This is a genomic window from Gordonia aurantiaca, assembly GCF_039939235.1.
GTDB lineage: Bacteria > Actinomycetota > Actinomycetes > Mycobacteriales > Mycobacteriaceae > Gordonia.
On record NZ_JBDUUF010000012.1, the window covers coordinates 16,274 to 39,368 of the forward strand.

At 68.7% G+C, this 23,095-nt stretch carries 21 protein-coding genes; 14 read left to right on the top strand and 7 right to left on the bottom strand.

Going from position 1 to position 23,095, the window contains the following annotated elements; all coding sequences use genetic code 11:
* Nucleotides 1-73 precede the first annotated feature (73 nt).
* The 3 genes from ABFT43_RS19460 to ABFT43_RS19470 are packed head-to-tail and all read right to left on the bottom strand — an operon-like array spanning nt 74 to nt 5,825.
* On the bottom strand, nt 74-3,418 hold the full coding sequence (locus ABFT43_RS19460) for an ATP-binding protein (protein WP_347961944.1): 3,345 nt from the start codon (nt 3,416-3,418) through the stop codon (nt 74-76).
* Complete coding sequence (locus ABFT43_RS19465; protein ID WP_347961945.1) at nt 3,415-4,308, bottom strand: DUF4194 domain-containing protein; 894 nt, start codon at nt 4,306-4,308, stop codon at nt 3,415-3,417. Before ABFT43_RS19465 ends, ABFT43_RS19460 begins: the two co-directional genes overlap by 4 nt.
* Complete coding sequence (locus ABFT43_RS19470) at nt 4,305-5,825, bottom strand: DUF3375 domain-containing protein (RefSeq protein ID WP_347961946.1); 1,521 nt, start codon at nt 5,823-5,825, stop codon at nt 4,305-4,307. Before ABFT43_RS19470 ends, ABFT43_RS19465 begins: the two co-directional genes overlap by 4 nt.
* Nucleotides 5,826-5,950: 125 nt before the next feature.
* Here ABFT43_RS19470 and ABFT43_RS19475 point away from each other — a divergent pair, with 125 nt between their 5' ends.
* Entirely contained in the window at nt 5,951-7,066 is a 1,116-nt protein-coding gene (locus ABFT43_RS19475) for an alpha/beta hydrolase (protein WP_347961947.1), read from the top strand.
* Nucleotides 7,067-7,071: 5 nt separating this feature from the next.
* Here ABFT43_RS19475 and ABFT43_RS19480 read toward each other — a convergent pair whose 3' ends face one another.
* Nucleotides 7,072-7,758, bottom strand: coding sequence for a ZIP family metal transporter (locus ABFT43_RS19480; RefSeq protein WP_347961948.1), 687 nt, complete (start codon nt 7,756-7,758; stop codon nt 7,072-7,074).
* Nucleotides 7,759-8,452: 694 nt separating this feature from the next.
* Between ABFT43_RS19480 and ABFT43_RS19485 the strand changes: the two genes are divergently transcribed.
* The 13 genes from ABFT43_RS19485 to ABFT43_RS19545 are packed head-to-tail and all read left to right on the top strand — an operon-like array spanning nt 8,453 to nt 19,602.
* The gene (locus tag ABFT43_RS19485; RefSeq protein WP_347961949.1) at nt 8,453-8,977 is read left to right on the top strand and encodes an MSMEG_0572/Sll0783 family nitrogen starvation response protein; all 525 of its coding nucleotides are present in this window, start codon (nt 8,453-8,455) and stop codon (nt 8,975-8,977) included.
* A gap of 53 nt (nt 8,978-9,030) precedes the next feature.
* Nucleotides 9,031-9,927: a carbon-nitrogen hydrolase family protein gene (locus ABFT43_RS19490; protein ID WP_347961950.1), complete on the top strand. Its 897-nt coding sequence runs from the start codon at nt 9,031-9,033 to the stop codon at nt 9,925-9,927.
* Entirely contained in the window at nt 9,920-10,252 is a 333-nt protein-coding gene (locus ABFT43_RS19495; protein ID WP_347961951.1) for an MSMEG_0570 family nitrogen starvation response protein, read from the top strand. The genes ABFT43_RS19490 and ABFT43_RS19495 overlap by 8 nt, the downstream gene beginning before the upstream one ends.
* Nucleotides 10,252-11,523, top strand: coding sequence for an MSMEG_0569 family flavin-dependent oxidoreductase (locus ABFT43_RS19500; protein ID WP_347961952.1), 1,272 nt, complete (start codon nt 10,252-10,254; stop codon nt 11,521-11,523). Before ABFT43_RS19495 ends, ABFT43_RS19500 begins: the two co-directional genes overlap by 1 nt.
* Before the next feature lie 32 nt (nt 11,524-11,555).
* A complete protein-coding gene (locus ABFT43_RS19505; protein WP_347961953.1) occupies nt 11,556-12,611 on the top strand; it encodes an MSMEG_0568 family radical SAM protein in 1,056 nt (351 codons plus the stop codon).
* A complete protein-coding gene (locus ABFT43_RS19510) occupies nt 12,611-14,047 on the top strand; it encodes an MSMEG_0567/sll0787 family protein (RefSeq protein WP_347961954.1) in 1,437 nt (478 codons plus the stop codon). Before ABFT43_RS19505 ends, ABFT43_RS19510 begins: the two co-directional genes overlap by 1 nt.
* Nucleotides 14,044-14,916 carry a carbon-nitrogen hydrolase family protein gene (locus ABFT43_RS19515; protein WP_347961955.1) on the top strand — a complete coding sequence of 291 codons (873 nt, stop codon included), beginning with the start codon at nt 14,044-14,046 and terminating at the stop codon, nt 14,914-14,916. The genes ABFT43_RS19510 and ABFT43_RS19515 overlap by 4 nt, the downstream gene beginning before the upstream one ends.
* A complete protein-coding gene (locus ABFT43_RS19520; RefSeq protein ID WP_347961956.1) occupies nt 14,913-16,100 on the top strand; it encodes an MSMEG_0565 family glycosyltransferase in 1,188 nt (395 codons plus the stop codon). The genes ABFT43_RS19515 and ABFT43_RS19520 overlap by 4 nt, the downstream gene beginning before the upstream one ends.
* A complete protein-coding gene (locus ABFT43_RS19525) occupies nt 16,097-17,086 on the top strand; it encodes a DMT family transporter (RefSeq protein ID WP_347961957.1) in 990 nt (329 codons plus the stop codon). The genes ABFT43_RS19520 and ABFT43_RS19525 overlap by 4 nt, the downstream gene beginning before the upstream one ends.
* On the top strand, nt 17,083-17,499 hold the full coding sequence (locus tag ABFT43_RS19530) for a nuclear transport factor 2 family protein (protein ID WP_347961958.1): 417 nt from the start codon (nt 17,083-17,085) through the stop codon (nt 17,497-17,499). Before ABFT43_RS19525 ends, ABFT43_RS19530 begins: the two co-directional genes overlap by 4 nt.
* Nucleotides 17,496-18,530: an LLM class F420-dependent oxidoreductase gene (locus ABFT43_RS19535; RefSeq protein ID WP_347961959.1), complete on the top strand. Its 1,035-nt coding sequence runs from the start codon at nt 17,496-17,498 to the stop codon at nt 18,528-18,530. The genes ABFT43_RS19530 and ABFT43_RS19535 overlap by 4 nt, the downstream gene beginning before the upstream one ends.
* The gene (locus ABFT43_RS19540; protein WP_347961960.1) at nt 18,530-18,982 is read left to right on the top strand and encodes an SRPBCC family protein; all 453 of its coding nucleotides are present in this window, start codon (nt 18,530-18,532) and stop codon (nt 18,980-18,982) included. Before ABFT43_RS19535 ends, ABFT43_RS19540 begins: the two co-directional genes overlap by 1 nt.
* 35 nt (nt 18,983-19,017) lie before the next feature.
* Nucleotides 19,018-19,602, top strand: coding sequence for an FKBP-type peptidyl-prolyl cis-trans isomerase (locus ABFT43_RS19545; RefSeq protein WP_347962038.1), 585 nt, complete (start codon nt 19,018-19,020; stop codon nt 19,600-19,602).
* Nucleotides 19,603-19,764: 162 nt separating this feature from the next.
* Here the strand turns inward: ABFT43_RS19545 and ABFT43_RS19550 are convergent, their stop codons facing one another.
* The 3 genes from ABFT43_RS19550 to ABFT43_RS19560 form a co-directional block, all read right to left on the bottom strand.
* Nucleotides 19,765-21,180 (bottom strand): cytochrome P450, encoded by a 1,416-nt coding sequence (locus tag ABFT43_RS19550; RefSeq protein WP_347961961.1) that lies wholly within the window; start codon nt 21,178-21,180, stop codon nt 19,765-19,767.
* A 106-nt stretch (nt 21,181-21,286) separates the two neighbouring features.
* Nucleotides 21,287-22,549, bottom strand: a complete 1,263-nt coding sequence (locus ABFT43_RS19555; protein WP_347961962.1) for a glycosyltransferase 87 family protein — start codon at nt 22,547-22,549, stop codon at nt 21,287-21,289.
* A gap of 105 nt (nt 22,550-22,654) precedes the next feature.
* A complete protein-coding gene (locus ABFT43_RS19560) occupies nt 22,655-23,077 on the bottom strand; it encodes a globin domain-containing protein (protein ID WP_347961963.1) in 423 nt (140 codons plus the stop codon).
* Nucleotides 23,078-23,095: the final 18 nt, after the last annotated feature.

Genomic DNA, 23,095 nt, shown 5'->3' on the forward strand with positions numbered 1-23,095 from the left:
GCCAGTCCAGCCGCTCGCCGTCCGACATCTGGCAGGGTCTACGGGTCTACCTCTGTCACATCGGCTCTCTCCCCTACACCGTCAACTGACTCCCCGACCGCCTCAGCTCCGAAAACGCCTTGATCGTCGTCGACACTGCCGATGCGGTCGGCCGGTTGTCCGGGCCGGCCTCGGTCTTCGACACCATCACCACGTTGTCGACGTACGGCTGGATCGTGCTGGTGTTCTGCACCGTGGCGACGATGATCAGCTGGAACCCAAACTTGCGGAACGCACTCAGCGCCTGCTGGGCGAACTGCGGGTCGGACTTGGAGAATGCCTCGTCGAGCATCAGCTGGGCGAAGATCGGCCGGTTGTCCTTGCCGTTCGGGCTGGCCAGGTTGAAGCTCAGCGCGCCGGCGAGGCAGAACGCCATCAGCTTCTCCTGCTCACCGCCGGAGTTGTCGCCGGCGTTTGAGTAGGTGCGGATGATCTCCCCGGACTCGGCGTCGAGCTCCTCACAGTAGAAGTCGAACCGGTTGCGCACGTCGAGCGCGTCCCGCGTCCACTGGCGGTCCTCCGGGGTGTTGCCGGCGAGTCGTTCACGCAGCAGCAGGATGTCGGAGTACTGCTCCAGGATGGCCTGCTCGTCGCCGAAGCTGACGGCGGTCGCCCGGTTGGAGATCTGACGCGCCTTCTCGGTCAGCTCCTCCACCGCGGCTAGCTTCTTGCGGCCTGGCACCAGCCGCAGACGAGTGCCGCGGTTGAACGCCACCGCACCGAGGCCGGTGTTGACGCGCTCGATCTGCTCGACGATGCGGCGTTCCTCGGCGTCGGCGGCCATGTGCAGGCCCAGGATCGCGCCCGGCGCCTGCTCGGTGATCAGGCGGCGCATCCGCTCGTAGGCGGCCGGCAGCTCGCGCTCGTCGATACGCCGACACACCGCGACGTAGTCGTGGATGCGCTCGTCGAAGTCGTCGCTGTCGTTGGGGATGGCGTCCGGGAACTCCTTGTCGTAGGTGTCCAGGATGCGAGCCAGCTCATCCCGCGAACGCCGTGCGTCCGAGCGCATCCGGTCACGCTCCCGGGCGCACGCCTTCATGATCTCCTGACGGTACGGCTCCGGGTGCAGCACGTCGAGCGTCGCTGACAGATCCTCGACGAAGCCGTCGAGGGTCTTCTCCGCCTGCGCGGAGATCTCCTCGGGCTTGAGCCGGTCGAGCAGATCGAGCAACTGGGTGCGACGCTCGTCGTGCTTGGCGATCTTGTCCCGCACCAGCGCGGCCTGCGAGATCGCGTGCCGCACCTGCTCCCACAGGTCCTCGGCCTTGCGCTGCAGCGCCTCGACGTCGGGGTTCTCCTCCATGAGGAGGTCGTACTGATCGGTGAGCTGATCGACGCGATCGTCCACCGAGTCGACGTCGATCTCGTTCCACTGCGTGAACTGCTCGCACACCCGGCGGTAGGCGTCGCGGCGCTTCTCCTTGGCGGAGCGTTCGCGGTCGAGTTCGGCGCAATCCTCACGCGCGTCCTCGAAAGCCCTTTCCTCGTAGGCCAGCTCGTCACGGAGCGCGGAGATCTTGGACTCGACGTCGCCCACGAAGATGTACTGCGACCGACGCAGCTGCTGGCGGTCGTCCTTGACGGCGAGCTTCGCCGAATCCTTGCGCAGGCCCTGGTCGGTGACGGCCTTCGCGTGCTGACCGAACTCGTTGGGGCTGTCGACGCACATGTGGTTGCCCAGGCGCGCGAGGATCGTCATCGCCTCGGCGGCACACGGATGCCTCGGGTCGACGGGACGCAGCTTGGACGCCAGGGTGCCCGGCTCGATGTCGGGCATGGGCCGGGTCTCGGCCTGGTGAAGCTGGATCCGCCCGCGCATGTCGTGCGAGTTGACGAAGCGCAGGGCGGCGCGGAAGTGCTTGTCGGGCACCAGCAGCCGGAGACCTGCGTTGCGCAGCACCTTCTCCACGGCCAGGCGCCAGCGTTCCTCGTCGGGGTCGAGCTCGACGAGCTCGGCGACGTACTTGAGCTCCGACTCGTCGATCTGCAGCGCGTGCGCGATCATGCGGCGCATCTCGTGCTCGGTGCGCGGCAGCGCGGAACCGGCGGCCTCGACTCGACTCAGCTCTTCTTGCGCGGTGTCGCGGCGGGTACGCGCCGCGACCTCGCGCGCGAGCGCCTCGGCGTAGTGGGCCCGGCCGGCCTCGAGCTGGTTGTCGAGCTTCGTGGCCTCCTCGAGGAGTTCCTCGCGCAACGACCAGAAGCCCTCGGCGTTGGTCGGGGGCGAGAAGCCCAGCGCGGAGATCTTGTCCTCGTAGGCGTTGCGTCGCGCGGTGACCTCGGTGCTGAGTTTCTGCGCGCCACCGAGCTGCTCACGCAGCGGGGCGAGGTCGCCGGTCGACGTCGCGATCCGGGCCAACAGCAGGCTGTGGTCCTGGCGCAGCTGGTCGTGCTGGGTGGTCAGCGCCGCGAGATCGCCGTCGAGCCGGGCGATCTGGTCGTCGAGGTCGGCGATCTCCGGTTCCGCGTTCCGGATCCGCAGGTTGTTCACGTACGCGCGAACGGTGGCGGAATCGATCGTGTCGAGCACGCTGAACGTGGCCGACTCCCCCGCGTACCGCTCGTGGACCTCCTCGATGTTGCCGAGGATGGTGCGCTTGCGGCGCGCGATGTCAAGCAATTCGCGGGCCTCCACGAGCGGATCGATCTGCTCGAGCGCGTCGGAGATGCCCACGATGGACGTCGGGGCGTCGAGCATGAACTCCCGCACGAACTGCGCCAGACCGCCGACGCTCTTGAGCGACTTGGCCTTTCCGAGCAGCTGCTGCGCGGCGTCGGAGGCGCGGATGCCGATCAGCGAGTACAGCGTCGACAGGTACTTGCCCTCGCCGGGCCCGCCCTTCCAGCCGCGCTCGCGGAACTTGGCCGAGTTGTAGTTCGACGCGGCCCACTCGTTGCAGACCTCGCGGATGTCGGCGTCGCCGTCGTAGATGAAGTAGGCGCTGTGGGCGTCGGTCATCTTCCCGGCGGCCAGCCACTTGAGGACCAGACCGGTGATCGACGTGCCCGAGGTGGACGTGTAGGTGACGGCGATCGCCGCCCACGCGGGACCGGTGCCACGCAGGTACATGATCTCGCGGTGCGCACCCGCGCCGTCGCGCTTCTCGCCCCAGGCGCCGCGCACGTACTTGCCGACGGTGCGCTTGCCGCTCGACGACCCGGCGGCGGTGGCGTCGCTCGAGGCGTTGAAGTTGCGGCGGTGGTCGGGCAGGAACGCCAGCGAGATGGCGTCCAGCAACGACGACTTACCACTACCCGACGAGCCGGTGATCAGAGACCCGTTGGCGCTGAACGGGATCGAGTGATACCCGTCGAACACGCCCCAGTTGATCAGCTGCAACCGGGACAGGTGGTACTGGTCGACCTGCCCGCTCACCAGTCGTCTCCTTCGTCTCCGTAGGCGTCCTCCGCGTCCAGATCCCGGGCATCCGGATTCCGGGTATCCGAATCCCCATCGAGGTCACGCGGCCCGTCGTCGGCGTCCTCCCCGGGCTCGGCGGCGCCCTCCGGCGGCTCCTCCCCCTCCTCGCCGGAGCCGATGAACTGCTCGAACTGCCGCTGCAGGTCGGTGATCACCGACGCGGTCATGACCGCCGAGATCACCGGGCTGATCACGTAGGTGTCGGCGTCGTCGCGCTGCTTGCGCAGGAACTCCAGTTCCTCCATCTTGTCGATGGCGCGCTCGATGCGCTTGTCGAACAGGGCGAGGTCGCGGTCGATGGTGTTGGTGACGCCGGCGAAGAGCTCGTGGATCTCCTCGCGGGTGATCAGCACCGGCTCGTCGCGCGCGGCGCGGATGTACTTCGCCAGGTGCAGCGCCAGGATGGCGTCGTAGGTGTGGATGGTCTCGCGCTTGAGGATGCGCCGACCCCACCGGGACTCGTAGCCGGCCTGCTCGACGAATGCGACCTGCAGCTCGTCGACGATGCGCAGGCGCAGGTCCAGCTCAGAGAGGCGCACGCGCAGCGCGTCCTGGTACTCGGCCACCCACGACCACAGCTGCGGCTGCCGGTCGCCGGAGATGTAGCGACGGGTCAGCAGGTTCTGCAACGCCCAGCAGGCGCGGTCGGGCAGCTCGCTGACGTCGCCGTCGAAGCGCGGTGCGCTCGGGGCGTGCGACTGCGCGGCGGTCGCCGCGACGGTCGGCAGGTCGTCGAAGCCGGCGTACTCGGATGACAAGGCGTCGGTTTCCCGGGCCTCCGTCTCCGGGATTTCGGCGTCGGCGGTCTCGGGACCCTCGTTGACGGTCTCGTCGGTGGTGGTCATTCGGCGTCGACCTCCGCAGTCGGAATCGGTTCGATGAACGTCAGGTCGGGGACGTCGATGACGTGGTCCTCCCCGACGAGGGACCGGAATCGCACGGTGGTCATCGGAATCTTCTCCCCCGGTTTCGCCTGTTTCTGCGCCCACGACCACAGCACGATGACGTGCGCGAGGTACGGCTCGTCGAGCCCCTCGATCACCTCGGTGAGCGGGACGGGCCCGTCGGCGACGGCGCTGTTGACGGTCTCGGTGAGCTCGACGGTGTCGACCTGGCCGGTCAGCGATGCGAACGCCGAGAGGTCCGCGGCGTCGTGGGCCGCGGGCAGTGCCGGGGCGGGCGGCACGTGCTCGCGGATCTCGAAGGTCAGGCGTCCGATCGAGTTGACGGTCGGGGCGGCCAGCGGCAGCTCGTAGCCGAGGCGGCGGTCGGCGAGCGAGGACTTGAGCAGCTCGTTGGCGGTGGCCAGCGCGTCGTTGAGCTGCCGGGCCAGGCCGCGGCTCTGCTCGAGGGTGCCCGACGCGACGAAGCGCCGGATACGACGCGCACACCGTTGCCGGGTGCGGCCGACCTCGGCCATCTGCTCGGCAACGATGCTGAAGAAGTTGTCCATCACCGACCGCAGTCCGGCGTCCATGCCCGGGAAGTTCTCGATGATGGTGTCGATGTCGGCCTGCAGGCGAGCACGACGCTCCGGATCCTGGATCATCTGCACGAACGCCTGGTACGACGCCGACTGCGACGACTGCAGCAGCGCCTCGTAGTCGTCGAACAGCTGGCGCTGGCGGTCGCGGTAGGCGAGGTCGGAGTCGCCCGGGTCGTCGAGCAGAGCGGTGGTGATGCGGTCGAGCATCGCCCCGTACTGGCCGATGTCGGAGATGATCTGCTCCATCTGATAGGCGATGGCGCGGGCGGAGTCCTCGGCGACGCGCAGGTCCGGCGGGGGGCGGCGGCCGGCCTCGAGGTCGGCGAGCTCGGCGTCGAGCTCCTCCATCTGGGCCTCGATCTCCGAGCGGATCTGCTCGGGATCGTTGGTGACCTGCCCGGCGACGCGGCGCAGCTCCGAGGCGATGCCGGTGATCGAGCCGCCGGTGGCCACCGAGTCCTCGCGGCGCTGGCGGCGCATGAAGTCCAGGACCGAGCGGGCCTCGCTGGTGAGGTGGCAGATGTTGGGTGCGTTGGGGTCGCTGGTGTCGGTGACGCGGTGCAGCCAGCCCTGCCGCGCCCACAGCTTGACCAGTTCGAGGCCGGTGGGCTGGTCGTCGGAGAGTTCGAGCTGGGTGAGGTCGCGATCGAGACGCATCGTCAGCTCGGGTTCGCTCATCTTGGCGCCGTAGTCGAGGTGGCGTTCCATCAAGGTGACGTAGAGAGCAGAGTTCGACGCCGCGAACAGCCGGACCGCCGCCGACTTCTGCAGCGAACGGTTCGCCTCGAGGGCGTCGTGCAGCGTGACCTGCGCAGATTCCGACGGCGCAGCTGCGCGCCCGACCTCGTGCTGAGCCGGGAAGGCAGAACTCTCCATCGCCGCCTCACGTGGATCTCGGGGACTACAGGACCCGAGGTAGTCTGCCACGTCCGGCAGGCGGGACCGCATGCGGTGGGTCGCGTGTCCAGCCGTTCGTGGCGCGCCTCGCTACCCTGAGCGTCATGGTGATGGCTGATCGTCCCGAGGTCCAGACCGCGTCCGCTCCGCTGACGGCGTTGACTGTCATCGGCCTGGCCCAGAACATGCTGAACGGACTCGCCCGGGTTCCGTTCACGAAACCGTGGTCCGGCCCGTCGGGGCTGCTCGACAACATCGGCCAGGCGGTCACGCGCCAGTCCATCCGGTCGTTCATGGGCTACTCGGCGGGACTGCCCATCGAGGAGTTCCGGTCGATGGAGAAGATCCTCGATCAGATCTGCCGCGTCGTGATGCCGCCCTTCGTCGAGTTCACCGACGGAGTGGAACTCAGCGACGACACCGTCGGCGGCATCCCCGGCCTGTGGTGCCGCGCCAAGGCGTCGACCGACGCCTATGTGGAGGACGACGAGGACAAGCAGGCGATCGGCGCGACGATCCTCTACCTGCACGGCGGCGGGTACGTCGGGACCACCCCGATGATGTACGCGTCGTTCGCGTCGTCGCTGGTGAAGATCACCGGCTTCGAGGTGTTCATCCCCGACTACCGGATGGCCCCCGAATTCCCCTATCCCGCAGGCGTTCTCGACGCCGCGGAGGTGTACAAGGACCTCATCGGGCGCGGGGTGACGCCGGATCACATCATCGTCGCCGGCGACTCGGGCGGCGGCGGGCTCGCGGCGTCGCTGGTCTCCTACCTGCATTCGGAGGGCATGCCGAAGCCGGCCGCACTCGCCCTGTTCTCCCCCGAGATCGACCTCGACCTCGACCATCCGTCGGTCACCGAGAACGCCAAGCTCGACGTGCTGCCGTGGAACATCCCGGTCACCCCCTACCTCCACGGCATCCAGCCGAACGACGAGCGGGTGTCACTGACCAACGCCGATCCGGATCCGGAGTGGGTTCCGCCCACCTTCATCTGCTGGGGGCAGGACGAGATGTTCCGCGACGGCATCCGGGAGTTCGCGGCACGGCTCAAGGAAGCCGGGGTCCCGACCCACACGATCGAGGAGCGCGGCATGTTCCATGTCTTCCCGATCCTCATGCCCTGGGCAGAGGCGTCGAAGCGCGTGTTCCGGGCGATGCACGACCTGGCGAAGAACCACGTCGCGAGCGATCCGGCGGCGACGCAGACGCACTGAGTGCGCTATCTGAGCACGAACGCGAGGAGGAAGCCGGCCGCGGTCGCGAGACCGACCCACCAGCCGCCCTCGCGGTAGGCCTCGGGCATGAGGCCGTCGGCCAGGACGCCGAGGGTCGCGCCACCCGCGAAGGCCTGGATGACGCTTGTCCCGGTGTCGGAGACGACGCCGGACACCGCATATCCGCCGACCGTGACGACGGCGAGAATCGCGGCGGTGGCCATCCAGAGCAGAAGTGCCGAGCGGATCGAGGCGTCGTGCTCACGGCGCATCAACGATGCCCCGCTCACGGCCTCCGGGACGTTGCCGACCGCGATGGCCACGACGAGGACGACGGAACCACCCGCGGTCAGGGACACGCCCAGGGCGGAGTTCTCGGGGACGCCGTCCAGGAACACACCGAGCATGAGCGCCGGGCCGATCGCGCTCGACGAGAGTCTGGTCTCGACGAGACGGTTCGCGATGACGTAGACCGCGGTGCCGAGGACGAGCGCGAGCCCGGCGAGCCCGATCCCGGCCTGCCGGAAGGCGGGTTCGAACAGCTCGGTGGAGACCGCCGCGATCATCGTCCCGGCGCCGAACGCCATCAGCGTGGCGAGCAGACGGGCGGGGAGCTCCCAGCGGAGTCCGACGGCGGCGCCGATCGCGATCGGGACGGCGGTCGCGAGGCCGTAGAGGATTGCGGTCAGCATGGAGTCCAGGGTGCACCTTCCATGGGGCGAGGTGGTGGACCCCGTCGCCCGGCTCCCCGCGTCGGTGTGGGCCCACCCCGCATCGGCGTCGAGTCACGGATTGTGGCGGGTTAGGCCCTCCGGAAGGCCCATCGACAGCCAAAACCGGACAACCGTCAATCTCACCTTGACCGTCTGACCAGGCAAACCGTAACAACGTTCATTAGTCAAGTTCGACCACCAGCGCCCGATTCGAGACAAAACCGCTGGTTAGAGCGCCTGAAGGGTCCGTTTCGCCGGGATCCGCACCGAAACAGGTCTCAGATTTGTGGATACCGAACTCGACCAGAGGGTCCGCAGAGGATATGCTGACTTACGTCCGATGGACCGGTCAGACCCCCGACCCGACCGGTTCATCGGACATTTTTCTTCGGCCGGGATGGCCACTCTCTCCACCTGACGCCATTCGACGGGGCTGCCGGCTCCCCGGCCGGCCGTGTTTCGCGAATCGATCGTCCATTTAGTCCAGCGGTAACCACACGGTAATCATCGAGCGGTGAACTGGTTCGTGTAGCGACGTCAGCTACTCATCCGATCGACGTCTTTTGATCGACGTCTTTTGATCGACTTCGTTTCCCGGGCAGTGTGGCCCGACCACTCTTTCTCCCTCACGCCGCATCGTGGTGCGGCGTCGTCACGCCTTCCAGGAGTACCCGTGCACTCTTTCGACGAAACCATCACCGCGAACATCGAAGCCTCCCTGGCGGAGATCCCGCACCCCTCGCTGCCGAAGGGCTCGAACATCTACGGCGGCACGAAGATCTTCCCCGACTACCAGGCCGAGAACGGGGAGTGCTACTTCACCCTGGTGCACGGCATCGCGCACGAGTCGTCGGTGTCGTTCGTCGCGGTCCTGCAGGCGACCCGCGCGCTGCGCAAGGGCTTCGAATCCGCGATGTACTTCTACGGCCCGGGCGCGATCAATTGCCTTGCGACACGCGGTTTCCCGACGACAGGCGACTCCGGTTTCCCCGGCGAGCAGAACATCAACAACGCCCTGGAGACGTTCATCTCCGAAGGCGGCACCGTGTTCTGCTGCCGCTTCGGCCTCGCCCTGCACGGCGGGCGCGAAGAGGACCTGATCGAGGGTGTCATCCCGGCCCACCCGCTCGACGTCCAGGACGCGATCATCCACTACGCCCGCAAGGGCGCGATCATCAACTCGACGTACATGGTCTAGCCCGAACCTCCCTGCCCTACCGAACAGATCCGTTACCGACCTGGGGAATCCCTATGACCACAATCGGTTCCGTCGCGGCGAACTTCACCCGCGACCTCGAGCAGAACTACGCGACGATCGAACGGCATGTCGCCGAGGCGCGTGAACGCGGCGTCGACTTCCTGGTCTTCCCGGAGGCCGCGATCGGCGGATACCTGTCGTCGTTGGGCAACCATGGCGACACGCAGAAGACCAGCGCCCGATCGCTACCGCCGGCCATCACCCTCGATGGACCCGAGATCGCCCGGGTGCAGTCCGTCATCGGGGACCTGGTGGTGGCGATCGGGTTCTGCGAACTCGGTGACGACGGCGAAACCCGCTACAACGCCGCCGCTGTCCTCGATGGCGACCGCATCTACGGCACTTACCGCAAGGTGCATCAACCGCTGGGCGAGAACATGTCGTACTCGTCGGGCACCGGATACGACGTGTTCGACACACCGGTCGGGCGGGTCGGACTCCAGATCTGTTACGACAAGGCATTTCCCGAGGCGGCACGGATCATGGCGCTGAAGGGCGCCGAGATCATCGCGAGCCTCTCGGCCTGGCCGGCGGCGCGCACCGCCACCGCCGAGAACCTGCAGGAGGACCGATGGACGTACCGGTTCAACCTCTTCGACACCGCCCGGGCCCTGGAGAACCAGGTGTTCTGGGTGGCATCGAACCAGAGCGGGACGTTCGGGTCGTTGCGGTACGTGGGCAACGCCAAGATCGTCGACCCGGGCGGGAACATCCTCGACACGACGCTTCTCGGCAGCGGCATGGCCGTCGCCGAGATCGACGTCGCCGCGACGTTCACCACGATGCGTGCCGGGATGTTCCACCTGCGGGACCGCCGTCCCGACGTCTACGGCCCCATCACCGAGCCCCAGGACGCCGACGTCGCATGGATGGAGCTCGCCCATGCCTGAGATGACCGTGCAGGTGCGGTGGCCCGACGGGCTCATCCGCCAGTACTACTCCCCCAGCCTCGTGCTGCACGACCACCTCAGCCCGGGCACCTACCGGGTCGACGAGTTCCGGTCCCGCGCGTGCGCGGGACTCGAGGAGGCCGGCGAGCGGGTGCGGGCGAAGTTCGGGTTCGCGTGTACGTCGGCCGCGGCGTCGGCGGACTCGATCATCAACGACGCACGGCGGCACCCGGATTCGGCGACGGTCGTGGTGGTCTCGATGTACCCGCCGCTGCCCACCGAGCCGACCCCCGCCGTCGCTCCGCGGGTCTCGGAGGTGCAGTGATGGGCACGTATGTTCCGGCGGTCGTCGTCGGCGGCGGGCAGGCGGGCCTGTCGGTGAGTTGGTACCTCGGCGAGGCCGGCATCGATCATCTGGTCGTCGAGGCGGAGACCGCGGTCCACACATGGGCCGACAAGCGGTGGGACAACTTCACTCTCGTCACGCCGAACTGGCACTGCCGACTGCCCGGCCACACCTACGACGGTCCGGAGCCGGACGGGTTCATGACCCGCGACGAGGTCGTCGAGTGGCTGCGCGGGTGGCTGGACACCTTCGAGCCACCACTGGTCGAACACACGAGGGTCACTCGCCTGTGTCGCGTCGAGGAAGACCGCTTCGAGTTGACACTCGACGGCCCGGACGGCACCGCCACGGTCACCTGTGATCAGGCGATCATCGCGACCGGCGGATACCCGTTGCCGGTGATCCCGCCGTTTGCGTCCGCCCTCGATCCGGGCGTCCACCAGATCCACTCCGAGCAGTACTTCAACCCCGAACAATTGCCCGAGGGCGCGGTGCTGGTCGTCGGCTCGGGACAGTCGGGGACGCAGATCGCCGAGGATCTGCACCTCGCCGGCCGGAAGGTGCACCTGGCCGTCGGGAACGCACCGCGCGTCGCACGCACCTACCGCGGACGGGACTGCATGACCTGGCTGTCGGACATGGGCCTCTACGACACCCCGACCCAGGAGTATCCGGGAGGTCGTGCGGCCCAGGAGAAGACGAACCACTACGTCACCGGACGCGATGGGGGCCGGGACATCGATCTACGGGCATTCGCACTCGAGGGCATGAGGCTCTACGGGATGCTCGTCGGCGGCAAGGATTCGACGCTGCGGTTCGCGCCCACGCTCACCGAGTCCCTCGACAGGGCCGACGCCGTCTACAACTCCATCTGCGCCGACATCGACCGCCACATCGACACCATGGGACTCGACGCGCCACCGCCGTCGCGGTACGAACCGGTGTGGACGCCGCCGGAGGAGCCGGCGGAGCTGGATCTCGCGGCGGCGGGGGTCACGTCGATCATCTGGGCCATCGGGTACCGACCCGACTACCGGTGGATCGAGGCCAGCGCGTTCGACGGCGCGGGACGGCCGATGCAGACGCGCGGCATCACGCAGGTGCCCGGGCTGAGCTTCATCGGCCTGCCGTGGATGCACACCTGGGGATCGGGCCGGTTCCTCGGCATCGACCGGGACGCGCGATACGTGGCCGAGCATGTCGTGGCGGCACTCGGTGAGAAACGGCCGCGGCTGGCGGCGGCGCGGTAGCCGAAAGACTTCTTCCCCCACAAGGAGCATCCATGACCGTATCCACGCGAGTTGACCTGGCACTCCTCGGGATCCGGGGCGAGCCAGCGGTGCAGCGCACCGGCGGCGCGGGCCCCAGCGACGACGGCCACCTCGTGATCGACGGCCTACACGCCGCGATCCCACGCAATCCACAGAGTCCCTTCGTGTTCGACGGCAATCGCGTCCTGTACGAGGGCGAGGACGTCGGGATCGACGTCGAGGCGATCGACCGTCCCGGGTTCTACGACCTGCAGACCGACGACGGGATCGGCTACGAGAAGATCGCGCGCCTGCACGGCCGCAACGTCCTCGCGACCACCGTCGTGCAGACCTGCATCAGGTACGACGAATCGCAGCGGTGCCGCTTCTGCTCCATCGAGGAGTCGCTGAGGTCGGGGTCCACGATCGCGGTGAAGAAGCCGGATCAGCTCGCCGAGGTCGCCCGTGCGGCGGTCGACCTCGACGGCGTCACCCAGATGGTGATGACCACCGGCACCACCAACGGCCGCGACCGCGGCGCGCGGCATCTCGCACGATGTGTCCGCGCGGTGAAGGCGGCGGTCCCGGACCTGCCTATCCAGGTGCAGTGCGAACCGCCCGCCGACCTCGGGGTGATCGCCGAGCTCCGGGAGGCCGGCGCCGATGCCATCGGCATCCATGTCGAATCGCTCGACGACGAGGTGCGGAGGCGCTGGATGCCCGGCAAGTCGACGGTGCCGCTGTCGGAGTACCGGGCCGCGTGGGCGGAGGCGGTGCGCGTTTTCGGTCGCAACCAGGTGTCGACGTACCTGCTCGTCGGCCTCGGTGAGGACGCGGACGAAGTGATCGCCGGAGCCAAGGAACTCGCCGACATGGGCGTCTACCCGTTCGTGGTGCCCTTCCGCCCGCACGCCGGGACGTTGGCCGTCGACGTCGACAAGGCGACGGGTCCGGATCCCGCCGTGCTGGAGAAGGTGAGCCGGGAGGTTGCGGCGTACCTGCATCTGATCGGCATGTCGGGGTCCGATCAGCGCGCCGGGTGCGCCGCGTGCGGAGCCTGCAGCATCCTGCCGACGGTGGGTGGCTGATGCACAGCGACCACCTGCCCGGCGAACTGTCGATCCTGGCGGGCCGCCGGCACGTCGAACCGCGACCGGAGTTCCTGATCACGATCGCCGAGTCGCCGGCCGAGCACGCCGCCTACCGCGCGCTGCGGCACCGCGAATTCGTCGAGCGGCAGGCGCTGTTCGCACGCACCGATCTCGATGACACGGACGGCGACCCGGCGGCCGCCGTGCTGGTTGCGGCCCTGCACGACGGCACCATCGTCGGCGGGGTGCGGGTCGCCCCCGTCCGGTGGAACGGCTCGTCCGAGGACATCGGATGGTGGTTCGGGAGCCGGCTCGTCGTCGACGGTCACCGGCATGCGGCCGGGATCGGGCCGGCGCTCGTCCGTGCCGCATGCGCCTACATCGAGCAGCAGGGGGCGGTGCGGTTCGACGCCACCGTCCAGGACCGGTACGCGCCGATGTTCCGGCGCCTCGGCTGGATCGACGCCGGTCCGGGCGAGGTGATCGCCGGGCGCGCGCACCGCGAGATGCGGTGGCCGGTCGACCGCATCCAGCGGACCGTCGACGGCACCAAAGCGGTTCTCGCGCAGGCACTCGCCCCGTTCGCCGAGCAGGATGGCGGGCTCGGGTCGTCGGGTTTCCGTGGTGACGACGGCGTGCCGCTACCCGGCACCGACGTGATCGCGGCCTGCGACGCCATCATCCCGTCGATGATCGAGCGGGATCCCGAGTGGGCCGGATGGTGTTCGGTGCTGGTCAACATCAACGACCTCTCGGCGATGGGCGCCCGCCCCATCGGTCTCCTCGACGCGGTCGGCGCACCGACCACCTCGCATCTGACCCGGATCATCCGCGGGATCTCGTCGGCCGCGCGGGCCTGGCGCACACCGGTTCTCGGCGGGCACACCCAGGTCGGCGTGCCGTCGGCGCTCTCGGTGACAGCGCTGGGCACCACCCCTGCCCCAGTGCGGGCAGGAGGCGGTGCGGTCGGCGACACGGTGACACTCCATGCGGATCTCGGCGGCTCGTGGCGCCCGGGATACCACGACCGTCAGTGGGATTCGACGAGTTCGCGATCGAGTGACGAATTGTGCGCGATGGCAGGTCACCTCGCGCGCGTCGCACCCGCGGCCGCGAAGGACGTGAGCATGGCCGGCATCGCGGGCACGCTGGGGATGCTGGCCGAGGCGTCGGGCACCGGCGCCGAACTCGACGTCACCGCGCTCCCCCGCCCCGGCAGGGCGTCGATGGGGGCCTGGCTCACCTGTTTCCCGGGCTACGCGATGCTCAGCACCGACCGTCCGGGACGGCGTGCCGACGTGCCGACGCCGGAAACGCTGACCGTCGCCGACTGTGGTCGTCTCACCGCCGAGGCCGGTGTGCGACTGCGCTGGCCGGACGGCGAGGTGACCGTCGCGGTGGATTCGACGGTCACCGGGCTGGGGGTCGCGTGACGCGCATCGTCACGCTCGGCGCTCTCGCCGGACACTTCGGCCGCGACGTGGAGCGCGGCGTCTCGAAGGCGGTCGGGATCATCGAGGCGGCACGTCGCGAGGGAGTCGACCTGCTCGTCTTCCCGGATGCCTGCATCGGCGGGTACATCGGCGACCTGCGTCATCCAGATCCGGCCGAGCTGCCGCCGGCCCTGTCCCCCGATGGCCCGGAACTCGCGGCGATCATCCGGGCGGCCGGAACGATGACGGTGTGCATCGGTTACACCGAGGCCGACGGCGACCAGCGCTACAACACCGCGGTCTGCGTCTCCGGCGACGGCATCCTCGGCACACACCGGAAGGTGCACCAGCCCGCGGGCGAGTCGATGGCGTACTCGGCGGGAGATGCGTTCCGCGCCTTCGACACCCCGGTCGGACGCATCGGCATGCTCATCGACTACGACAAGACCTTCCCGGAATCGGCCCGCACCCTCGCACTCGACGGGGCGCGGATCCTCGCGGCGCTCTCGGCGTGGCCGGCCAGCGTCACCGACCGCGCCGCCCGCCTCCCCGCCGACCGGCAGGCGCGACTGTTCGATCTCTACGACTGCGCCCGCGCGGCCGAGAACCAGGTGTTCGTCGTGTCGTCGAACCAGACCGGGGTGATGGGCACGCTCCGGTTCCTGGGGCAGGCCAAGGTCGTGGGGCCCGGCGGCGAGATCCTCTCCACGACGCGCTCGAAGGGCGGACTCGCCGCCGTGAGCGTCGACGTCGACGCCGAGATCGCGCGCGCACGCCGGGTCCTGAACCACCTCGACGAGCTCCGGCCGGACACCTACTCTCCCGCCCGATCATCGCAGGCGCAGGTCGGGACGCCGGACCTATCATGACGCGGGTGGACTCCCCCTCACCGCGGGTCGCCCTGCTGACCTACTCGACGAAACCGCGTGGCGGCGTCGTGCACACGCTGAACCTCGCCGAGGCCATGGCGGCACTCGGAGTCGACGTGACGGTGTGGTCGCTCGCCCGCGGCGGGGACGCGGGGTTCTTCCGCGAGGTGGATCCGGCGGTCACCGTGCGACTGGTGCCCTTCGCCGACCGTGAGGGCGAGGACATCACCGCCCGCATCGTCCGGTCCATCGACACCCTTCGCGAGGCATTCGAACCCGACGATTACGACATCGTGCACGCACAGGACTGCATCAGCGCGAACGCCGTCGGAACCTGTATCCGCACGATCCATCACCTCGATGAGTTCACGACGCCGATCCTCGTCGAATGTCACGAGAAGGCCGTGCTGAATCCGCATGCGCGCATCTGTGTCTCGAAGGCGGTGGCGGCCGAGGTCGAGGACAAGTGGGGTCTGTCCCCGACGGTCATCCCGAACGGTGTCGCGTATCAACGCTTCGCCGACGCCGCGTCGGACAGCGCGGTCGCGATCGGGGCGCGACGACGCTGGTCGGACCGTCTCGGCGAGTACGTGCTGGCCGTCGGCGGGATCGAGCCGCGCAAGGGCAGCATCGACCTGCTGAATGCGTATGCGCTGCTGCGGGAGCGGCATCGCGAGCTGACGCTGGTCTTCGCCGGTGGGGAGACCCTGTTCGACTATCGGGACTATCGGGCCGACTTCGACCGTCGCCGGGCCGAACTCGACGTCGAACCGATCGTGCTCGGCAATGTGCCCGACGACGACCTGCCGTCGCTGGTCGCCGCGTGCCGGGTCTTCGCGTTCCCATCGGTGAAGGAGGGTTTCGGGCTCGCAGCGATGGAGGCGCTGTCGGCCGGTCGGCCCGTGGTCGCGCGGGAGCTGCCGATCCTCCGGGAGGTCTTCGGCGACACGGTCACCTACGCGTCGACCGTGCCCGATCTGGCGCATGCGCTCGAGGCCGCACTGACACCCGACGCAACCAGGGTGGCCGCCGGGCGTGCACTGGCCGCGTCGCTGACGTGGGAGGACGCGGCGCGCCGGCACCTGGAGTTCTACGCACGGCATCCCACGCCCGGGCGCAACGAGATACCCCGCCGCAGCGACCCGCCCCACGCCGCCCCGACACGCATCACCGGTGCCAGATGACGAGCCACGGCGCATCGGAGCGCCTCGGGATGATCCTGGTGTTCCTCACCGCGTGCCTGTGGGGGACGTCCGGCACGGCGGCGGCGTTTGTGCCGGAACTCGGCGCCGTCGCGGTCGGGGCGGTCGCGATGGGCGGCGGCGGACTCCTACAGGCGGCGGTGAACGCCCGTCCGGTACGCGCCGCCTGGCCGGGCCTGCTCCGACGATGGCCGACGCTGCTGGTCGGCGGGATCTGCGTCTTCGTCTACCCGCTGTGCTTCTTCGGCTCGATGCGCGTGGGCGGCGTGGCGCTGGGCACGGTGGTGTCGCTGGCGTCGGCACCGCTGTTCTCGGCGCTCATCGAGCGGGTCGTCGAAGGCCGGGCACTCTCGACGCGCTGGACCGTGTCGTGTCTGTTGGGGATCGCGGGCACCGTCGCGCTGGCGTTGTCGCGCAGCGAGTCGTCGCACGCCGACGCCCTGCCCGGCGAGCACGCGTCGGCGTGGGGTGTGGGGCTGGGGCTGCTCGCCGGTGTCACCTATGCGGGCTTCTCGTATGCGATGCGGCGACTGATGAACCAGGGGATCCCACGCGGGGCGTCGGCCGGTGGCGTCATGGGGCTCGGTGGTGTGCTCCTGCTGCCGGTGGCGGCGTTCGCCGTGCCGTCGGTCCTCGACCATCCCGACACGCTGCTTGTTCTCGGTTACCTCGTGCTGGTGCCGCAGTTCCTGGGATACGTGCTGTTCAGCCGGGGGCTCAAGCTCGTCGACAGCTCGACCGCCACCACGAGCACCCTCCTCGAACCGGCGGTGGCGACGGTGTTGGCGGTCGCGGTGCTGGCCGAGCCGATCACCGCGATCGGCTGGATCGGGATCGGGGTGCTGGCGGCCGCCCTCGCCACGCTGATGGCCCCCACTCGGCGTCGGCGATCGGATAGCGTCGACCGCAGACGTGTGAACGGCGCCACTGCCGGTCCCGTCGCCACAGACGAGGAGGTCGATGCATGAAGCAGTTCCGAGAGGCCGTCGAGGCCCGCGACGCCGAGGCGATGAGGGAGCTCCTCGCCGACGACGTCGTGTTCACCAGCCCGGTCGCGTTCAAGCCGTACCCGGGCAAGGCGATCACCTCGGCGATCCTGCGGGGCGTGCTGCGCGTCTTCGAGGACTTCCGCTACATCCGCGAGATCAACGACACCGGGGGCCGGGATTCGGCACTGGTCTTCGAGGCCACCGTCGACGGCAAGCGCGTCACCGGTTGCGACTTCATCCACGTCGACGAGGAGGGCAAGATCGACGACTTCATGGTGATGGTCCGACCGCTGTCGGGCGCGCAGGCCCTGGCCGAGGCGATGGGCGCGCAATTCGACCGGATCGCCGCCGAGGCCGCGGCAGAAGAGGCGGGCAAGGAGGCGGCGAAGTGAAACTCGGACTCCAGCTGGGATATTGGGCCGCGCAGCCGCCGGCCGGTCACGCCGACCTGGTGGCCGCGGCCGAGGAGGCGGGATTCGACTCGATCTTCACCGCCGAGGCGTGGGGCTCGGATGCCTACACTCCCCTGGCCTGGCTCGGGTCGTCGACCGATCGGGTGCGGCTCGGGACGTCGGTGCTGCAGCTGTCGGCGCGCACCCCCACCGCGTGTGCGATGGCGGCGCTGACGCTCGATCACCTGTCCGGCGGACGGCACATCGTCGGACTCGGGGTGTCGGGGCCGCAGGTCGTCGAGGGCTGGTACGGGCAGAAGTTCGCGAAACCGCTTGCGCGGACCCGTGAGTACATCGACATCATGCGACAGGTGTGGGCGCGTGACGCACCGGTGAGCAGCCCCGGGCCGCACTACCCGCTGCCGTACACCGGCGAGGGCGCGACCGGTCTCGGCAAGACGTTGAAGCCGATCACCCATCCGCTGCGCGCCGACATCCCGGTCATGCTCGGCGCCGAGGGGCCGAAGAACGTCGCACTGGCCGCCGAGATCGCCGACGGGTGGTTGCCGTTGTTCTACACCCCGCGGATGGCCGACACCTACAACGAGTGGCTCGACGAGGGCTTCTCCCGGCCGGGTGCGCGGCGCAGCCGGGAGGACTTCGAGATCATCGCCACCGCCCAGATCGTCATCACCGACGACCGCGAGGGCACCTTCGCGGCGATCAAACCGTTCCTGGCGCTCTACATGGGCGGCATGGGCAGCGAGGACACCAACTTCCATGCCGACGTGTACCGCCGCATGGGCTACTCCGACGTGGTCGACGAGGTGACCAGGCTGTTCCGGTCGGGCCGCAAAGAGGAAGCGGCACAGATCATCCCGGACGCGGTCGTGGAGGACTCGGCGATCGTCGGCGACCTCGACCTCGTCCGCGAGCAGATCAAGGTGTGGGAGTCGTGCGGCGTCACCACCATGCTGGTGTCGCCGCGCACCGTGGAGGAGATCAACCGTCTGGCCGAGCTCATCGCCTGATGGCCCGCATCCCCATCGTGGACGACGTCGTGCGGTTCGTCGCGCCGGCAGCGCAGGTGTTCGACCACCTCACCGATCCGCGGCGTCGGGCCGAGTGGCAGTCGAGCCTGCGGCGCGTCGACGATGTGCGGATCGCGGGCGAGCGACCGGGCGATGTCGGGACGAGCTGGACCGATGTCACCGTCGTCCCCGGGGTGAGGCCGCGGCTGGAGGTCGTCGAGAGCGAGCCGCCCCGGTTGTGGCGTGAGGTCGGGTCGTGGCGGTCCGTGGATGCGTCGTTGACCCTGGAATTCTCTCAGCGTGACGGCGGCACGGATGTGCGGGCGCGCGCCGAACTGACGGTGCCGGCCGTCGCGGTGCCGGTCCTGCTGCTCAATCGGTGGCCGGCGGCGCGGGCGATCCGGTCGGATCTGCAGCGGGCGGCCCGAATTGTCGCGAATGCTGCCCGGTGAGGCAACGGCGCTCGGGTAGCGTCACCGGGGTGAACATGAAGAACACGATGCTCGCGCTCGGCGCGGCCCTCGTCTTGACGGTGGCCGGCTGCAGCTCCGACTCCGATTCCGATTCGACCGCCACCGAGGCGGCCACCGACGCCGGCTCGTCCGCCGTCGAGACCTGCCCCGACGCCCCCGGCAAGGCCGACGCCTCGCCGCAGTGGACGCTCGCGGGCGCGACCGGCGAGCTCAAGGTGGTCGCGGCGACCGCGAACGAGGCCCCGAAGATCACCGTCGAGGCCCCGTTCAAGGTCGACGAGACCGAGGTCGAGACGCTCGTCGAGGGTGACGGCGAGATCGTGCCCGAGAACGCCACCGTCACGGTCTGCTACGTCGGCGTCAACGGCCGCACCGGTGAGGAATTCGACGGCACGTACCGCCCGGGCGGCTCCCCCGCCACCTTCTCGCTCGACGGTGTGATCGCCGGCTTCAGCAAGGCGATCGCCGGACAGAAGGTCGGCTCACAGGTGGCCGTCGCGATGACCTCCGCGGATGGGTACGCGCAGGGACAGCCTGCGGCCGGGATCGAACCGGGCGACACGCTCGTGTTCGAGATCGGAATCCTGTCGGCGTCGTGACCGGTTGCCGGAGTGCCGGTTTCGACACGGTTCACGGCTGACACCGCCCGGCCGGTCGTCGCCTGAGGGTCGCCTCGCCCGCGGTCTCCTCACGACACGACGACACAGGAACCAACGACAAACGCCCGGAGGGATACTCCCTCCGGGCGTTTCGTCGTCTGGCTACAGCGCGCGGTGCCGGATGTCGATCGGCAGACCGTCGGCCGGAGTGGGGCCGGTGCCATAGGTGAGCTCCGGGTGGTAACCCGCCGGGACGGTCCACTCGAAGCGCTGCAGCATCTGGTGCAGGATCGACTTCACCTCCATGCCACCGAAGTACAGGCCGATGCACTTGTGTGCGCCGCCGCCGAACGGGGCCCACGCGAAGCGGTGGACCTTGTCCTCACGACGCTCGGGCGAGAAGCGCTCCGGGTCGAACCTGCGGGAGTTCGGCCACCACTCCTCGCGCAGCATCGTCGCCCACGGGTGGATCGCGACGAGCGTGCCCTTCGGGATGTAGTAGCCGCAGACGTCGGTGTCCTCGATGGCCATCCGGAACAGCATGCCGACCGGGGCGTTGAGGCGCAGTGCCTCCTTGAACGCGAGGTCCATGCTGGGCAGCTTGTCGATGTCGTCGTACTCGAGGGTCGGCTTGCCGAGTGCGAGAGACTCCTGTCGCAGCCGCTCCTGCCACTCTGGATGCTTGCCGAGGTAGTAGGTCAGCATCGACAGCGCGATCGTCGACGTGTCGTGCGCGGCCATCATCGCGAAGATCATGTGGTTGACGATGTCCTCGTCGGAGAACGATTCACCCTCTTCGCTCTCGGTGTTGCAGAGAACGCTGAACAGGTCGTCGGCGTCGTTGCCGCGACGCAGCGGGATCTCCGAACGGAAGTACTCCTGCAGGACCTCACGGCCGCGCAGGCCCTTGGCCCAGGTCCAGTTGCCGACGTCCTTGCGGATCATGGCCTGACCGCCGCGGACCGCCGCCTCGAACGCGCGCTCGAGGCGATGCGCCTCGGCCTCGGACACGTGGGCGCCCATGAACACCTCGGTGGCGAGCGAGAGCGTCAGGTCCTTGGTGTTGGAGTACATGTGGAACCCCGGGCCCACCTGCCAGTTGGCGAGGGTCTTCTCGATGTGCGGGGTCATGATGTCGAGGTAGCCGACCAGGCGCTGCTTGCTGAATGCCTGCTGCAGGATGCGCCGGTGCTGCATGTGCTCCTCGAAGTCCATGAGCATGACGCCGCGGCGGAAGAACGGGCCGATCATCGGTTCCCAGCCGAGCTCGCTCGAGAACGCCTTCTTGCGGTTCATCCACACGGTCTCGATGGCGTCCGGGCCGACCAGGGTCACCATGTTCATGCCGAGCGCGCCCGACCACGAGACCTGGCCGTAGCGCTCGTAGCGGTCCATTGCGGACTTCAGCGGGTCCGCCAACGCCTCGAGGGTGTTGCCCAGGAACGGGATGCCCGGGTCACCCATGACCGGCTTCAGTCCGGAACCGGCCGGGGGCTCGGCAAGCGGACGCGGCTTGCTGGGGTACTTGCTGCTCAGCTTGCCGAGAACGGACTGGAACTGCTTCTTCCGACTGACCATCTACCTGCCACTCCCCGTTGGTCCGATGTGCGTTACATCACTATGCACCATTGGAACGGATTCTAGCGGTTGTTTCAAGGGGTCCGTGTCGGCCCGTCGCAAGACGTCAAGGTGCCGCGGTCGACCGTTGCGCGCTCGTCGAGGTCAGGTGGGGTGCGAGGGTTCCGAGGGCAACAATCACCGCGAGTCCCCAGATGAGGTACGCCGACCCGATGAGGTGCTGCCACCATGCCCAGGTCAGCTCGGCGTCGAAGCGGTGCGGGAGATGTTGGTGGGGTGCGACGGCGAACAGGACGAGCCCGGTGCCCGTGAGCCACCACCAGACCTGCGACGCCCCGGGACGCACCGCCAGCGCGGACAACACCAGCAGGAGCGGCACGATCCACGCCCAACTGTGATCCCACGCGACCGGCGAGCAGAACAGCCACGCGAAGGCGACGCACATGACCGCGGCGACGTCGGCGACCCTATCGTCGTGGGCGTCGGCCGCCGCGAGCAGCCGCCGGCCCGCCCACGCGATCAGCAGGCCGACGACGAGGGCGACCACGAACCAGGCGACCTGCGACTCGACGCCCAACCGGGCCAGCTCGCCCCTGATCGACTGGTTGTTGGCGAAGTTCACGTCGCCGATGCGGTCGGTGTCGACGAGGGTCGACGTCCAGTACTGGACCGAGTCGTCGGGCGCGATCAGATAGCCGAGGCCGGCATAGGCGATCGCCGACGCCGCGCCCACGATCAAGGCACGCCAGTCGCGGCGGAGGAAGAGCAGCAGGAGGAACACCGCGGGTGTGAGTTTGATGGAGATGGCGAGGCCGACGAGCAGGCCGCGCCACCACTTTCCGCGGCCGAGCAGGGCGTCGACGACGACCAGTGCCATCAGGACGATGTTGATCTGGCCGAAGTTGAGCGTGTCACGGACCGGTTCGAGCCAGAGGCCGACGGCGGTCGCGGCGACGGCGAGCCACCACAGATCGGCGGATGGCCGGTCGGTGAGGTGCGACACGACGATCCGGCAGACGAGCAGCAGGCAGCCGATCGAGATCGCGGTGAAGAGCGCCTGTCCGAGCCAGAGCGGCACGACGGTGAAGACCGTGAACAGCGCCGCGGCCAGCGGCGGATAGGTGAAGGGCAGATACGCTCCCTCGGCGAGTCGCGGAAGGAGGCCGTACAGGTCGCCACCGTCGCGGAGCACCTGGCCGCCCATGCGGTAGACGTCGAAATCGATGCGGTAGGGCGCCGGCGGCTGGTTGGGCAGCAGGAAGATCGCTGCCGATGCGCTCGCGAGGAAGACGGCCAGCGTCAGTCCTCGTGCCCATGTCGAGTGAAGGAAACGATCGATCCCCCGCCGGGGAATGTCCACAACAGTCACGAGCCCTCTCTCTTCCGAGCGGGATCGTATCGCGGACGGTCGGGACCTCAGCGGGGGCGGCGGTGACCCCGCTGCGGGCCTGGGGGGGTCAGATGAGCTGCGGTCTCAGGCGGCGCCGGATTCGGCCGATTCCTCCGGATAGCCGTCGAGCATGATGGCGGCGACAGCCCCGAGCGCTTCCTGCCAGGCCTCGGTCATCGCGTCGGTCCACCGATCGCCACCGATCTCGCTCATGGCGGCGATCATGCATTCGGCGACGGCCGAGTACATGGGCCGGGTGACGCCGAGATCGGCATGACGTTTGCCGAGCGCGTGCAGATTGGTGGTGAGCCATTCGGCGTCCTCGAGGTGGTCGAGGACCGAGACGACCGCGGTCCGCAGCATCTCGGCCTGTACGCGAGTGTCGCGCTGGAACATCGGCTGCACCGCGGGGTAACGCTCGAAGAGGATGTCGTAGAACCTGACCGTGAGACCGGCATCGGGGAGATCGACGAGGGCGAGGCTTTCTTCCAACAATTGTTTGTCCATGCACAGACACTGACGCCG

Bases quoted from the DNA above. Each gene is read 5' to 3' on its own strand.
- ABFT43_RS19465 (WP_347961945.1), bottom strand. From the start codon at position 4,308: ATGACCACCACCGACGAGACCGTCAACGAGGGTCCCGAGACCGCCGAC.
- ABFT43_RS19520 (WP_347961956.1), top strand. From the start codon at position 14,913: ATGACGCGGGTGGACTCCCCCTCACCGCGGGTCGCCCTGCTGACCTAC.
- ABFT43_RS19495 (WP_347961951.1), top strand. From the start codon at position 9,920: ATGCCTGAGATGACCGTGCAGGTGCGGTGGCCCGACGGGCTCATCCGC.
- ABFT43_RS19470 (WP_347961946.1), bottom strand. From the start codon at position 5,825: ATGGAGAGTTCTGCCTTCCCGGCTCAGCACGAGGTCGGGCGCGCAGCT.
- ABFT43_RS19475 (WP_347961947.1), top strand. From the start codon at position 5,951: ATGGTGATGGCTGATCGTCCCGAGGTCCAGACCGCGTCCGCTCCGCTG.
- ABFT43_RS19545 (WP_347962038.1), top strand. From the start codon at position 19,018: ATGAAGAACACGATGCTCGCGCTCGGCGCGGCCCTCGTCTTGACGGTG.
- ABFT43_RS19480 (WP_347961948.1), bottom strand. From the start codon at position 7,758: ATGCTGACCGCAATCCTCTACGGCCTCGCGACCGCCGTCCCGATCGCG.
- ABFT43_RS19550 (WP_347961961.1), bottom strand. From the start codon at position 21,180: ATGGTCAGTCGGAAGAAGCAGTTCCAGTCCGTTCTCGGCAAGCTGAGC.
- ABFT43_RS19505 (WP_347961953.1), top strand. From the start codon at position 11,556: ATGACCGTATCCACGCGAGTTGACCTGGCACTCCTCGGGATCCGGGGC.
- ABFT43_RS19530 (WP_347961958.1), top strand. From the start codon at position 17,083: ATGAAGCAGTTCCGAGAGGCCGTCGAGGCCCGCGACGCCGAGGCGATG.
- ABFT43_RS19540 (WP_347961960.1), top strand. From the start codon at position 18,530: ATGGCCCGCATCCCCATCGTGGACGACGTCGTGCGGTTCGTCGCGCCG.
- ABFT43_RS19510 (WP_347961954.1), top strand. From the start codon at position 12,611: ATGCACAGCGACCACCTGCCCGGCGAACTGTCGATCCTGGCGGGCCGC.
- ABFT43_RS19560 (WP_347961963.1), bottom strand. From the start codon at position 23,077: ATGGACAAACAATTGTTGGAAGAAAGCCTCGCCCTCGTCGATCTCCCC.
- ABFT43_RS19490 (WP_347961950.1), top strand. From the start codon at position 9,031: ATGACCACAATCGGTTCCGTCGCGGCGAACTTCACCCGCGACCTCGAG.
- ABFT43_RS19500 (WP_347961952.1), top strand. From the start codon at position 10,252: ATGGGCACGTATGTTCCGGCGGTCGTCGTCGGCGGCGGGCAGGCGGGC.
- ABFT43_RS19525 (WP_347961957.1), top strand. From the start codon at position 16,097: ATGACGAGCCACGGCGCATCGGAGCGCCTCGGGATGATCCTGGTGTTC.